Below are 13,177 nucleotides of genomic sequence, written 5' to 3'. Positions count from 1 at the left end.
CTGTCCGGCAGGCGTGACACTGGTGACACGACGCTGAACGGCAGGGGTGCGCGCGATGAACACGGCACTGGACTTCTCCGAGATCGACGGCGGCATGCTCGCCGAGGTCGGCGGCAAGGCCGCGAACCTCGGCGAGCTCACCCGCGCGGGGCTGCCCGTCCCGCCCGGCTGGGTGCTGACCACCGACGCCTACGGCCTGGCCGCTACCGGCCTCGATCTCACGCCGGACGGCACGCTCGCCGAGCGCGCCCGGCGGCACCTGCTGGAGGCCCCCGTCCCCGACGCCGTCCACGAGACGATCGTCAAGCACTACGCGGCGCTCGGCCCCGACGTGGCGGTGGCCGTGCGCTCGTCGGCCACCGCCGAGGACCTGCCGTTCGCCAGCTTCGCCGGGCAGCAGGACACCTATCTCAACGTCGTCGGGGCCGAGGCCGCGGTCGAGGCCGTACGCCGCTGCTGGGCCTCGCTCTGGACCGACCGGGCGGTGGCCTACCGCGAAGCCAACGGCATCGACCACGCCGCCGTCCGCCTCGCCGTGGTCGTCCAGGTCATGGTGGACGCGCGGGTGGCGGGCGTGATGTTCACCGCGAACCCGGTCACCGGGCGGCGGCGCGAGACCGTCATCGACGCCAGCCCGGGGCTCGGCGAGGCCGTCGTCTCCGGCGCGGTCAACCCCGACCGCTTCGTGGCGTACGACGGCGACATCCTGGAGCGCCGGGCCGGCGACAAGCGCGTGGCCGTCCGCCCGCTGCCCGGCGGCGGCACCGAACGCGTCGAAGCCGCTCACGACGAGCCCCAAGACGAGCTCTGCCTCACCGACGCCGAGGTGCTGCGCCTGGCCGAGCTGGGCCGCCGCGTCGAGGACCACTACGGCGCCCCCCAGGACACCGAGTGGGCCGTCGACGCCGACGGCGAGATCTGGCTCACCCAGGCCAGGCCGATCACCACGCTCTACCCGCTGCCCGAGCCGGCCCGGCCCGGCCTGCGCGTCTACTTCTCGCTCAACGTCGTCCAGGGCGTCATGGGCCCGCTCACCCCGATGGGCCTGGCGGCGTTCCGGCTGATCGGCGGGGGAGCGGCGGGCATCGTCGGCCACGGCCCCGCCGACCCGCTCGACGGCCCGGCCTTCATGTCCGTCTCCGGGCAGCGCCTCTGGCTCGACCTCACCACCGCGCTGCGCAGCCGCCCCGGCCGGGCCGTCCTGCCGCGCGCCCTCACCCTCGGCGAGGCCCGCGGCGTCGCCCTCGTGCGACGGCTGTTCGACGATCCGCGCCTGGAGCTCGCCCGCTCCTCGCGCCGCCCGTTCCTGCGCGGCCTGGCCCGCTTCGCCCGGCGCGTGCACCTGCCGTCGCGGGTGTTCCTGGCGCTCACCGCGCCGGAACGCGCGCTCGGCTACGCCCGGCGGGTCGGCGAGGTGCTCGACCGGCGGCTGCGGGTGCCCGCCACCGCCACGCCCGCGCAACGCCTGGACCACGCCGAGCGGCTGCTGGCCGCCACGTTCCCGTCGATCGTCTCGGTGATGCCGATCGTGCTCACGGGCTACGGCCTGTTCGCGCTGGCGGGACGGCTTTCCGGCCTGCCGCTGGGCGAGATGCAGGACGTGCTGCGCGGCCTCCCGCACAACCCCACCACCGAGATGGACCTGAAGCTGTGGGAGCTGGCCACCCGCGTCGAGCCGGAGCCGTTCGCCGAGCTGTCGGTCGCCGAGCTGGTGCGCCGCTACGAGGCCGGCGAGCTGCCGCCGGTCGCGCAGCGCGGCCTCGCCGCGTTCCTCGCCGAGTACGGCCACCGCGGCGTCGCCGAGATCGACCTCGGTGTGCCCCGCTGGTCGGAGGAGCCCGCCCACATCCTCGGCGCGCTGGCCAACTACCTGCGCATGGACGCCGGCTCCGACCTCGCGCCCGCCGCGCTGTTCGCCAAGGGCGAGGCCCAGGCGCGGGCGGCCGCCGCCCGCGTGACCGCCGCGGCCCGCGCCAGGGGCCGGTGGCGGGGCCCGGTGACGCGGTTCGCGCTGCGGCGCACCCGTGCCTACGCCGGGCTGCGCGAGCTGCCCAAGTTCTACCTCGTCAAGGCGCTGTCCGGGGTCCGGCACAGCCTGCTCGCCGTCGGGGAGCACCTGACCGATCTGGGCGTGCTCGACGCCCCCGGCGACGTGTTCTTCCTCGACCTGCGCGAGGCCAGGGCCGCGCTGGCCGGCGGCGACCTGCGGGAGCTGGTGGCCCGGCGCAGGGCCGAGCACGAGCGGGAGTCGCGCCGCCGGCACGTGCCCCGGATGCTGCTGTCCGACGGCACCGAGCCCGAGGCGCTGGCCACCCCGGCGGCCGAGGGCGCGCTCGTCGGCACCGCGGCCTCGGCCGGCACGGTCACCGGCCGGGCCCGCGTCGTGCTCGACCCCGTCGGCGCGCACCTGGAGCCGGGCGAGATCCTGGTCTGCCCGTCCACCGACCCGGGCTGGACGCCGCTGTTCCTGACCGCGGGCGGGCTGGTCATGGAGATGGGCGGGGCCATGTCGCACGGCGCGGTCGTGGCCCGCGAGTACGGCATCCCGGCCGTCGTCGGCGTCGCCGACGCCACCCACCGGATCACGACCGGGCAGGAGATCGAGCTCGACGGCGCGGCCGGCACGGTCACGCCGTCGTCACCGGATCAGGCCCGTACGACCTCCGCGTAGCGGGCCTTCATGGTGGCCAGCACCTCGTCAGGGTCGGCGGCCCAGACGTCGGCGTTGAAGATCTCCACCTCGACGTCGCCGGTGTAGCCGGCGTCCAGCACCGCGCGGGTGATCGGCGGGAAGTCGATCACCCCGTCGCCCATCATGCCCCGCCCGAGCAGCACGTCCGCCGGCAGCGGATGCAGGTAGTCGCACACCTGGTAGCTCGCGATCCGGCGACCGGCCCGCGCCACGTCGGCGAACAGGTGAGGGTCCCACCACACGTGGAAGGTGTCCACCACCACGCCGACCTGCTCCTCCGGGTAGGCCAGGGCCAGGTCGAGCGCCTGGCCCAGCGTGGACAGCACCGCCCGGTCGGGGCAGTAGATCGGGTGCAGCGGCTCCAGGGCGAGCTTGACGCCCCGCTCCCCGGCGTACGGCGCCAGCTCGGCCAGCGCCTCGGCCACCCGCTCCCGCGCCCCCGCCAGGTCCCGCCCTGACGTCTCGGTCAGCGGCTCGCCCGGCCTGATCCCGGGCAGGCCGCCGACCACCAGCACCAGGCAGGCCGCCTCCAGCTCGGCCGCCTCGTCGATGGCCCGCCGGTTGTCGGCCAGCGCGGCGGCGAACGCCTCGCCGCCCGTCGTCAGGAAGCCGCCCCTGCACAGGGACGACACCCGCAGGCCGGCGTCACGTACCAGCTTGGCGCTGGCCGCGAGGCCCTGCTCGGCCACCTTCTCCCGCCACAGCCCGATCGCCTCCAGGCCGTGCCGCGCGCAGCCGTCCACGGCCTCGGCCACGGACCAGCGCCGCGTCGTCCACTGGTTGAGTGACAGGCTCACCGGCCGTTCACCGCCAGCAGCGCCGACATGCGGCGCACCGCGAGCTCCGGATCGGCCAGCAGCCCCGCCTGGTCGGCCAGGCGGAACACCTCGGCCAGGTGGAGCAGCGAGCGGGCCGACTGCGCGCCGTTGACCATGGCGAAGGCGTCCTGGTGGCCGTTCAGCCAGGACAGGAAGACGATGCCGGTCTTGTAGTGGTAGGTCGGCGACTCGAAGATCTTGCGCGACAGCGGGACCGTCGGGGCCAGGATCTCCTCGTAGCGGGCTCTGGCCGCCTCGTCGCCCGCCTCGGCGGCGTCCAGCTCGCGCAGCGCGGCCGCGGCCGCGGGGGCGATGGCGTCGAAGATGCCGAGCAGCGCGTGCGAGCCGCCGGCGATCAGCGACGGATAGTTGAAGTCGTCGCCGGTGTAGAGCCGCACGCCGTCGGGGAGCGCGGCGCGCAGCCGCACCTCGTGCTCCTCGTCCAGCAGCGACACCTTCACGCCGTCCACCATGGCGGCGTGGGCGTGCACCAGCTCCAGGAACGACTCCGTCGCCGCCGCCACGTCCCGCGAGCCCCAGTAGCCGGCCAGCTGCGGGTCGAACATCTCGCCCAGCCAGTGCAGGATCACCGGGCGCTCGGCCAGGCCGAAGAGCTTGCCGTACACCTGGTGGTAGTCGCGGGGGCCGGTGGCGACCCTGGCGAGCTGGCGGGAGGCCATGACGATCACGCCCGCGCCCGCCGACTGGACGGTCTCGATCTGCTCGGCGTAGGCGGCGGTGATCGCGTCCAGGTCGGCGGCGTCCGGCGCGTGGTCGGTGCCCGCGCCGCACGCCACCAGCGTGGCCGGGTCGCCGAGCGTCCGCGCCTCGGCGGCGGTGCGCCGGATCAGCTCGGCGGTCGCCGCCCAGTCCAGGCCCATGTTGCGCTGCGCGGTGTCCATCGCGTCGGCGATGCGCAGGCCGTGCGCCCACAGGTGGTGGCGGAAGCGGAGGGTGGCGTCCCAGTCCACGGCGGCGGGGGAGCCAGGCGTGTTGTCGCCGAGCGGGTCGGCCACCACGTGGGCGGCGGCGTAGGCGACGCGGCTCGCGGCCGGCGCGGCGGACACCGCCCAGTCCGTACGCTCCCGCACCGTGTACGGGCCGTGCCCCGGCAGGTCGATCCTCACAGCTGCGGCACCTCGATCCTGCGGCCCTCGGCCGACGAGCGCAGCCCCAGCTCGGCGAGCTGGACGCCACGCGCGCCCGAGGCGAAGTCGTTGGGGAAGGGCGCGTCCTCCAGCACGTGCCGGACGAACGCCTCCCACTGGATCTTGAACCCGTTGTCGAACTCCCCGTTGTCCGGCACCTCCTGCCAGTCGTCGCGGAAGCGCGCGGTGACCGGCAGGTCGGGGTTCCAGACCGGCTTCGGCGTGGCCGAGCGGTGCTGGACGCGGCAGTTGCGCAGGCCCGCGACGGCGCTGCCGTGCGTGCCGTCCACCTGGAACTCCACCAGCTCGTCGCGGTTCACGCGGACCGCCCAGGACGAGTTGATCTGCGCGACGATGCCGCCTTCGAGCTCGAACACGCCGTACGCGGCGTCGTCGGCGGTGGCCTGGTAGGTGGCGCCCTGCTCGTCCACCCGGGACGGGATGTGCGTCACGGCGCGGGCGTAGACCGACTCGACCCGGCCGAACAGGTTCTCCAGCACGTAGTGCCAGTGCGGGAACATGTCGAGCACGATGCCGCCGCCGTCCTCGGCGCGGTAGTTCCAGGACGGGCGCTGGGCCTCCTGCCAGTCGCCCTCGAACACCCAGTAGCCGAACTCGCCGCGCACCGACAGGATCCGGCCGAAGAAGCCGCCGTCGATCAGCCGCTTCAGCTTCAGCAGACCGGGCAGGAACAGCTTGTCCTGCACCACGCCGTTCTTGACGCCCTTGGCGGTGGCGGCCTCGGCCAGCGCGACCGCCTCCTGCGCCGACTCGGCCGTGGGCTTCTCGGCGTAGATGTGCTTGCCCGCCTCGATGGCCTTCAGGACGGCCTTCACGCGGGCGCTGGTCACCTGGGCGTCGAAGTAGATCAGGTTGTCGTCGTCGGCGAGCGCGGCGTCGAGGTCGGTGGTGTGGTCGGGGATCGCGTGCCTGGCCGCGATGTCCGCGAGCTTGCCGGCGCTCCTGCCGACGAGGACGGGCCGCAGCTTCACCCGCTCGCCGTCCGAGAGCGTCACGCCGCCCTGCTCGTTGATGGCCAGGACGGAACGGACCAGGTGCTGGCGGTAGCCCATCCGTCCGGTGACGCCGTTCATCACGACGCCGATGGTGCGCACGCTCATAGGGATCCCTTCAAGGACAAAACGGGGAAAGCGCTTTCCCGAACGGTACGGCTGCGCGCCCGAACGCGTCAAGTCCCCTCACTGCGCCTGGACGGATCTCCAGGATTCCACTGTCGCCTCGGCGATGAGCTCGATGCGGTGCCCGTACGCCTGATGCCCGTCGAACACGAAGCTGCCGTCCCTGACCGGCAACCCGCAGAACGAGGCCCGGAAGCGCACGGGAGGCCCGCCGGGCGGCAGCGGCTCGTACGCCGCCAGCGGGCTCGCGTCGTAGCCCGCCCGCGCCCGGTGGTTGTTCCTGGCCACCTGATGAGCCGCCACGCGAAGCAGCGCGTCAAGCCCTTTGTCCAGGTAGAGCTGCAACTGGCGGAACTGCCCGTCCAGGTACTTCTGGTGCGCTCTGGAGGGATGCTGCAGGAGATAGACGCAGACCACGGGCGCGTGCCACCTGTACATCTGAGTATCGGCCTGCTCTTCGGAGAGGACCGCGTGGTAATAGTCCACGCAAGCGCCCAGCGGGCCGGCGACCGCGCCGCAGTCGCACTCGGGGCTTCCTGCCATGATCCGCAACCTAGGCGGCGGGTGACAGCCTTGTCGACGGAATTTCGGCATCCCCTGACTGCCGCCGTAGCGGGAGCGGTCTCATGATCACGAGACCGCTCCCGGGCGAGGGGTCAGAGCTCGCCCCGGATCTGCAACCGGGACAAGGCCTTGGCGATGGGGTGGGCCGTGAGGGTGATCTGCCACTCCCGCGCGCCCAGGGCGCGCAGCCGGTCGGCCACGGTCTCGTCGTCGAGATCGTCGGGAGGCTCCCAGGTGAGCCGGCGCACCGCGTCCGGCTGCAACAGGTTCTCGGTCGGCATGTGGTGCTCGTCGGCCAGCGCCGCGATGACGGCCCGCGCCGCGGCCAGGCGCTTGGCGGCGGCCGGGTCGCGGTCGGCCCAGCGGTTGGGCGGCGGCGGTCCGTCGCCCGGCGTGCTCGGGGCGGGGAGCTGGCTGTCGGGCAGGTTGCGGGCGCGGTGGACGGCGGCCAGCCAGTCGCTCATGTGCCGCCGGGCGCTGCGCCCGGTGAAGGCGGAGATCTCGGTCAGCGCCTTCTTGGTGCGCGGTCCTTCGAGCGCCGCCGTGACGATGGCCGCGTCGGGCAGCACCCGCCCGGGCGCGAGGTCGGCCTCGCGGGCGATGCGGTCGCGCATGAGCCACAGCTCGCGCACGATGGCGAGGGCCCGCACGTTGCGTACCTTGTGGATGCCCGAGGTGCGCCGCCACGGGTCGGAGCGCGGCACGGGCGGCGGCGTGCCGAGCACGGCGGCGAACTCCTCGCGTGCCCACTCCAGCTTGCCGCTCTCGGCGAGCTGCGCGTGGAGCACGTCACGGAGCTCGACCAGCACCTCGACGTCGAGCGCCGCGTAGCGCAGCCAGTCTTCCGGCAGCGGCCTGGTGGACCAGTCGGCGGCCGAGTGGCCCTTCTCCAGCCGCAGCCCGAGCACGGTCTCCACCATCGTGCCGAGCCCCACCCGCTCGTAGCCGAGCAGCCGCCCGGCGAGCTCGGTGTCGAACATCTCCCGGGGCCGGAAGCCCACCTCCAGCAGGCACGGCAGGTCCTGCGACGCGGCGTGCAGCACGATCTCCGCCTCGGCCACGGCGGCGTCCAGCGCGGACAGGTCGGGGCAGGCGATCGGGTCGATCAACGCGGTGCCCGACCCCGCCCGGCGGAGCTGCACGAGGTAGGCGCGGTTGCCGTAGCGGTAGCCCGAGGCGCGTTCGGCGTCCACGGCGACGGGCCCTTCGCCCGCGGTGAAACGCTCGACCATCCTCGCCAGGCCGTCCGCGTCGGCGATCACCGGCGGGATGCCCTCGCGGGGTTCGAGCAGCGGCTCGACGGTTCGTTCTTCTGTCATGAGTTCACCGACCTCATGACGCTCGTGCGGTGTCGACTGGTGCCCTCACTTCGTACGGTCACTCTCCGGATCATCACGTCGCCGGGGCAGCGCGGCCACGTCCGGCGGGAGCGGCGGGATGCCCGCGGCCAGGCACATCAGGTCGCACCAGGCGGCGACATGGCCGGACAGATCCTCCTGTGCGGGAGACCAGGAGGCTCTCAGCTCCAGCTCGGTCGTGACCGGATCCTCGGCCTTGTTGCCGAACCCCTCGGACACGGCTCTAGTCACGGTACCGCCGGCGGCCGAGTAGTCGGCCTGATGGGACTCCAGAGTCTCGGTGAGCCAGCTCCACACGACCGGCCCGAGCAGCGGGTCGGAGGTGATCTCCGGCTCCATGTCGGCCCTGACATAGGCCACCAGCCGGAACGGCCCCTCCCAGCCGCGCTGTCCGTCGGGGTCGTAGAGGAGGATCAGCCGGCCGACGGCGAGCTCGTCGTCGTCGCGGTAGACGGACGCGCCGATGGCGGCCGAGTAGGGGGCCAGACGCTGGGGCGCGGGCAGGTCCTCCAGCTCGATCTCCGGCCGCACCTCGGACAGCCGGAGGCTCTGGGCCGCGCGGAGGAACGTGGCCGGAGGCGGTGGCTGGTCACCGAGTGGCATAGCCGAAGCGTAGGTCGATGTCGGGCGGAAGGGGACCACGGGGGTGCGCATCCTTGGTGATCAAGCCAAAGCCGTAACAAGCTGGCGAACCGGTCGGGCGGTCTCGGCGGAGCCGAGGACGATCGCGTGGCCGCAGCCGGAGCAGGCCCACTCGGGGCACTCGCCCGGCTCGTGCCCGTCCGGGCACGGGGGCTGCTCGAAGGGCCGATCGCCACCGCAGGAAGCGCAGCGCTCACTACGGCGCTCTGGGGAACTCCACAACGCGGACATCGCAACGGGGCCTTTCTTCGGGTCGTGGCTCCGACGTTGGCACGAGCCGCTGACAATTCCCCGCAACGCGCTCGGCGTGTCCCGAAAGTGGTCGCTGAATCGGTGCCGCGCGGTGGGTTGGCGAACATTTGACGCAGCCGGGACCGGCTCTCTGCCCGGCCGTGGGGTGTGCTCGACCCGCACGGGACGCCGATGTCGAGCAGACCGGTAAACCTTCATCTTGCTATCTGATCATGATTTTGGGTGTCCAATGCATCTTTTTCCGACACCGCGCGTCTCCCAGCACCGATGGCGGGACCGGCGCCCGGACATGGCACCCTTGATGGGTGAATCTCGCCGACTCCGCGTTCCTGCGTGCCTGCCGCCGCCAGCCCGTTCCGCACACCCCGGTCTGGTACATGCGCCAGGCGGGGCGCTCGCTGCCGGAATACCTCAAGGTGCGTGAGGGCGTCCCCATGCTCACCGCGTGCGCGACCCCCGAGCTGATCGTCGAGATCACCATGCAGCCGGTCCGCCGCTACGGCGTCGACGCGGCCATCTACTTCAGCGACATCGTGGTGCCGCTCAAGGCCATCGGCATCGACCTCGACATCAAGCCGGGGGTCGGGCCGGTCGTGGCCGACCCGATCCGCGACGCCAAGGGGCTCGCGGCGCTGCGGCCGCTGGAGCCGGACGACGTGCCGTTCGTGACCGAGTCGATCCGGGCGCTCACCGGCGAGCTGGGCGGCACGCCGCTGATCGGGTTCGCGGGAGCGCCGTTCACGCTCGGGTCCTACCTGATCGAGGGCGGCCCGTCGAAGAACCACGACCGCACCAAGGCCATGATGTACGGCGCCCCCGAGCTCTGGCACGACCTCATGGAGCGGCTGTCCGACATCGTCCTCGCGCACCTGCGCGTCCAGGTGGCGGCCGGCGCCTCGGCCGTGCAGCTCTTCGACTCCTGGGTCGGCGCGGTGGCCCCCGCCGACTACCGCGAGTTCATCCTGCCGCACACCCGGCGCATCTTCGAGGGCCTCACGGACGTCCCGCGCATCCACTTCGGCGTCGGCACCGGCGAGCTGCTCGGCCTGCTCGGCGAGGCGGGCGCCGACGTCGTGGGCGTCGACTGGCGGGTGCCGCTCGACGAGGCGGCCCGCCGCGTGGGGCCGGGCAAGGCGCTGCAGGGCAACCTCGACCCGGCCGTGCTGCTCGCCCCGTGGGAGGTCGTCGAGCGCAAGGCGCGCGAGGTGCTGCGGCAGGGGCGCGCCGCCGAGGGGCACGTGTTCAACCTCGGCCACGGCGTCCTGCCCTCGACCGACCCCGACCAGCTCAAGCGCCTCACCGACCTGGTCCACGAGCACTCCGCCTGACCCGGGCCACAGGGCCCCGGGTCCCGGGGGCATGCGGCCTCGGGATCGGGTCACGCGGTCCCGGGGTCAGGGTCGGCCGGGCGGGAGGGCGGGGCGGCGGGCACGCGGCCCTGACCGGCGCGGCGGGCGCGGTCCCGGCGCACCAGATAGACCAGCAGCGCCACCAGCGGCAGCGAGACCAGCAGCCACGGCAGCACCGCGCCGAGCAGCGTCAGCAGCACCACCAGGCTGGAGAGCAGCGCCTTCCAGCCGCTCTTCAGCCCGGCGAGGAACCCGTCGGACTCCTCCTCGGGCTGCGCCGCCTCGGCCACCGGCCCGAGCAGCCGCAGCGTGAGCGTCGCCATCGCGACCTGCGTGGCCAGCTCCTTCTGCTGCGCCTGCAACGACTCCAGGTCCGCCTGGCGGGTGGCGATCTCGCGCTCGACGTCCAGCACCTGGCCGATCGTGTCGGCCCGCTTGAGCAGCGTACGCAGCGACTCCAGCGACCGCTCGGCCGACTTGAGCCGGCTCTCGACGTCGGCGACCTGGAGCGTGACGTCCTGGGTGGACTGCTTCATGGAGACCTGGGTCCCGAGCTCCTTGCCGAGCCGGCCGAGCGCGGCGTTGTAGCCGGTCGGCGGGATCTTGAACTCCAGCGTCGCGGTCTCCCGCGCCTTGCTGGCCGAGCTGCTCTGCTCGCTGGACAGGTAGCCGCCGGCCGCGGTGACGATCTGCTTGGCCTGCTCGACCGCGTCACCGACCTGCTTGACCCGGACCGTCATGCTGCCCGTGTAGATGACCTGGCGGTTCTGCGCGGTCACCTCGACTTTGGAGACCAGGCCGACCTGATCGGCCTTCGCGTCGCGCTGGACCGCCTTCGAGGCCGTGGGCATCGGCCGGGCCTCTGCCGCCATGTCCTGCTGTGCCACCGCGGGCGCGGACGCGCCCTGGACCGTAGCTTCGCCCCCGCCGCAGCCCGCCAGGAGCAGAACGGCTGCCGCGAGCAATGACGTGATGCCGTACCGGATTCTCCTCATGCCTTGAAGACGGATCGGCGGGCGGATCGGTTTGATGGCATGAATCACGGTCCGGTCACGCGCCCCGCGCAGGTGGGCGGCCCGCCGAGGCGGTAGCGTCAGGAGGCGTGGAAGGGAATCGGGCGCACGTCGTCGTGATCGGCGGAGGGATCTCCGGCCTCGCCGCCGCGTGGTACCTCCGTCAGGGCGCGGACGAACGGGTCAAGGTCACCGTGCTGGAGTCGAGCCCGCGCATCGGCGGCAAGCTGCACGCCTCCGAGGTCGCCGGGGTGAGCGTGGACGCCGGCGCGGAGGCCATGCTGGCCCGCCGCCCCGAGGGCGCCGAGCTGGCGAGGGCGGTCGGCCTCGGCGACGAGCTGGTCTTCCCCGGCACCACCAGCTCGGCCATCTACTCCAGGGGCGCCCTGCACGCCATGCCGAAGGGCCAGGTCATGGGCGTGCCCGCCGACCTGACCGAGCTGGCGAAGTCCGGCATCATCTCGCCCGCCGGGCTGCTGCGCGTGCCGCTCGACCAGATCCTGCCCGCGACGCTCGTCCGCACCGACGTGTCCGTGGCCGCCTACATCCGCGCCAGGATGGGCGGCGAGATCGTCGACCGGCTGGTCGAGCCGCTGCTCGGCGGCGTCTACGCGGGCCGCGCCGACCTGCTCTCGCTGGAGGCCACGATGCCCCGCGTGGCGGCCGTGGCCCGGGCTGAGCGCTCGCTGTTGTCGGCCGCCCGCCACCTGGTCGAGGAGACCCCGAAGAACGCCGGGCCGGTCTTCACGACGCTGCGCGGCGGCGTCGGCACACTGCCCGAGGCGGTCGCCAAGGCGTCGGAGGCCGACGTCAGGACCGGCGTCACCGTACGCGAGCTGCGCCGCGCCGGGCAGGGCTGGCGCCTGGTGACCGGGCCGGTGCCGAGACCCGAGACCGTCGAGGCCGACGCCGTGATCGTCGCCGCGCCGGGCCCCGCCGCCGCCCGCCTGCTCCAGGACGAGGCGCCGAAGGCCGCGGCTGAGCTGGCCAGGATCGAGTACGCCAGCATGGCCGTCGTCACGCTCGCCTACCCGCTGTCGGCGTTCCCGCAGCCGCCCGCCCGCAGTGGCTACCTCGTGCCGCCGGTCGAGCGCCGCCCGGTCAAGGCGGTGACGTTCAGCTCCGTGAAGTGGCCCCACCTGGCCAGGGACCTGGTGATCCTGCGTTGCTCGATCGGCCGCCTGGGCGAGGAGCACCTGCTCCAGCGCGAGGACGCCGAGCTGGTGTCGCTCGCCATCGCCGAGATGGCCGAGGTGATGGGCGCGCGCGGCCTGCCGGTCGACAGCCGGGTCACCCGCTGGGGAGGCGGGCTTCCCCAGTACAACGTGGGCCACCTCGACCGGGTGGCCCGGGTGCGCGCGGCGGTCGCGGTCGAGCCGGGGCTCGCTGTGTGCGGCGCGGCCTACGACGGCATCGGCATCCCGGCCTGCATCGGCACCGCACGTACGGCGGCCGCCCGGATCTTGGACCAGCTGTCCCAGCGAGGAGAAGAGGAACGATGACAGAAGGAGCTCCGCGGCCGAAGGCCCGCGATCTCAACCAGGTGATCCGCTACACCATGTGGTCGGTCTTCCAGGCGACCGAGCCGTGCCCCGCCGACCGCGACGGCCTGGCGGTCGAGGTCGAGGAGCTGCTGGAGCAGGTCGCGGGCAAGGACGTCGTGACCAGGGGGGTCTACGACGTGTCCGGGCTGCGGGCCGACGCCGACTTCATGTTCTGGTGGCACGCGCCGACGCCGGAGGACCTGCAGGACGTCTACTCCCGCTTCCGCCGCACGGCGCTCGGCCGGCACAGCAGGCCCGTCTGGTCGGCCATGGCGCTGCACCGGCCGGCCGAGTTCAACAAGTCGCACATCCCGGCCTTCCTCGCCGAGGAGGAGCCGCGCGCCTACGTCAGCGTCTACCCGTTCGTCCGCTCCTACGAGTGGTACCTCCTGGAGGACTCCGAGCGGCGGGCGATGCTGGCCGAGCACGGCCGGATGGCGCGCGACTACCCCGACGTGCGGGCCAACACGGTCTCCTGCTTCTCGCTCAACGACTACGAGTGGATGCTCGCCTTCGAGGCCGACGAGCTGCACCGCATCGTCGACCTCATGCGTACGCTGCGCGGCGCCTCGGCCCGGCGTCACACCCGGGTCGAGATCCCGTTCTACACCGGCGCCCGCAAGCCGGTGCGCGAGCTGGTCGAAGCCCTTCCCTAGCG

Annotated in this window: 11 protein-coding genes; 4 read left to right on the top strand and 7 right to left on the bottom strand. The window is 73.2% G+C overall.

Going from position 1 to position 13,177, the window contains the following annotated elements:
- Positions 1-55 precede the first annotated feature (55 nt).
- A complete protein-coding gene (locus tag ABD292_RS27775) occupies positions 56-2,671 on the top strand; it encodes a PEP/pyruvate-binding domain-containing protein (RefSeq protein WP_344212283.1) in 2,616 nt (871 codons plus the stop codon).
- On the opposite strand, the gene ABD292_RS27770 is transcribed toward ABD292_RS27775, so the two are convergent.
- The 6 genes from ABD292_RS27770 to ABD292_RS27745 form a co-directional block, all read right to left on the bottom strand.
- Positions 2,647-3,489 (bottom strand): sugar phosphate isomerase/epimerase family protein, encoded by an 843-nt coding sequence (locus ABD292_RS27770; RefSeq protein WP_344212281.1) that lies wholly within the window; start codon positions 3,487-3,489, stop codon positions 2,647-2,649. The genes ABD292_RS27775 and ABD292_RS27770 overlap by 25 nt on opposite strands.
- Positions 3,486-4,637 (bottom strand): dihydrodipicolinate synthase family protein, encoded by a 1,152-nt coding sequence (locus ABD292_RS27765; protein ID WP_344212279.1) that lies wholly within the window; start codon positions 4,635-4,637, stop codon positions 3,486-3,488. Before ABD292_RS27765 ends, ABD292_RS27770 begins: the two co-directional genes overlap by 4 nt.
- Entirely contained in the window at positions 4,634-5,779 is a 1,146-nt protein-coding gene (locus ABD292_RS27760) for a Gfo/Idh/MocA family protein (RefSeq protein WP_344212277.1), read from the bottom strand. The genes ABD292_RS27765 and ABD292_RS27760 overlap by 4 nt, the downstream gene beginning before the upstream one ends.
- Before the next feature lie 78 nt (positions 5,780-5,857).
- The gene (locus tag ABD292_RS27755) at positions 5,858-6,340 is read right to left on the bottom strand and encodes a DUF5946 family protein (protein WP_344212275.1); all 483 of its coding nucleotides are present in this window, start codon (positions 6,338-6,340) and stop codon (positions 5,858-5,860) included.
- A gap of 113 nt (positions 6,341-6,453) precedes the next feature.
- Entirely contained in the window at positions 6,454-7,680 is a 1,227-nt protein-coding gene (locus ABD292_RS27750; protein ID WP_344212273.1) for an HRDC domain-containing protein, read from the bottom strand.
- A gap of 45 nt (positions 7,681-7,725) precedes the next feature.
- Complete coding sequence (locus ABD292_RS27745; RefSeq protein ID WP_329573918.1) at positions 7,726-8,322, bottom strand: DUF3000 domain-containing protein; 597 nt, start codon at positions 8,320-8,322, stop codon at positions 7,726-7,728.
- 620 nt (positions 8,323-8,942) lie between these two features.
- On the opposite strand from ABD292_RS27745, the gene hemE reads away from it, so the two are divergent.
- Entirely contained in the window at positions 8,943-9,941 is a 999-nt protein-coding gene (gene hemE / locus ABD292_RS27740) for a uroporphyrinogen decarboxylase (protein ID WP_344212814.1), read from the top strand.
- A 50-nt stretch (positions 9,942-9,991) separates the two neighbouring features.
- Here the strand turns inward: hemE and ABD292_RS27735 are convergent, their stop codons facing one another.
- Positions 9,992-10,957, bottom strand: coding sequence for a DUF4349 domain-containing protein (locus tag ABD292_RS27735; protein WP_344212269.1), 966 nt, complete (start codon positions 10,955-10,957; stop codon positions 9,992-9,994).
- Between the two features lie 107 nt (positions 10,958-11,064).
- On the opposite strand from ABD292_RS27735, the gene hemG reads away from it, so the two are divergent.
- Complete coding sequence (hemG, locus tag ABD292_RS27730; RefSeq protein WP_344212267.1) at positions 11,065-12,477, top strand: protoporphyrinogen oxidase; 1,413 nt, start codon at positions 11,065-11,067, stop codon at positions 12,475-12,477.
- Positions 12,474-13,175 (top strand): hydrogen peroxide-dependent heme synthase, encoded by a 702-nt coding sequence (gene hemQ, locus ABD292_RS27725; protein WP_344212265.1) that lies wholly within the window; start codon positions 12,474-12,476, stop codon positions 13,173-13,175. The genes hemG and hemQ overlap by 4 nt, the downstream gene beginning before the upstream one ends.
- Positions 13,176-13,177: the final 2 nt, after the last annotated feature.

It is taken from the genome of Nonomuraea bangladeshensis, assembly GCF_039529455.1.
GTDB classification, from domain to species: Bacteria; Actinomycetota; Actinomycetes; order Streptosporangiales; family Streptosporangiaceae; genus Nonomuraea; species Nonomuraea bangladeshensis.
Note: the sequence above shows the minus strand (reverse complement) of the source record. Positions and strands in the feature narration are given on the sequence as shown.

Coding starts and splice junctions, on each gene's coding strand:
- ABD292_RS27775 (WP_344212283.1), top strand. CDS start 56: ATGAACACGGCACTGGACTTCTCCGAGATCGACGGCGGCATGCTCGCC.
- ABD292_RS27760 (WP_344212277.1), bottom strand. CDS start 5,779: ATGAGCGTGCGCACCATCGGCGTCGTGATGAACGGCGTCACCGGACGG.
- ABD292_RS27755 (WP_344212275.1), bottom strand. CDS start 6,340: ATGGCAGGAAGCCCCGAGTGCGACTGCGGCGCGGTCGCCGGCCCGCTG.
- ABD292_RS27750 (WP_344212273.1), bottom strand. CDS start 7,680: ATGACAGAAGAACGAACCGTCGAGCCGCTGCTCGAACCCCGCGAGGGC.
- ABD292_RS27745 (WP_329573918.1), bottom strand. CDS start 8,322: ATGCCACTCGGTGACCAGCCACCGCCTCCGGCCACGTTCCTCCGCGCG.
- ABD292_RS27735 (WP_344212269.1), bottom strand. CDS start 10,957: ATGAGGAGAATCCGGTACGGCATCACGTCATTGCTCGCGGCAGCCGTT.
- hemQ (WP_344212265.1), top strand. CDS start 12,474: ATGACAGAAGGAGCTCCGCGGCCGAAGGCCCGCGATCTCAACCAGGTG.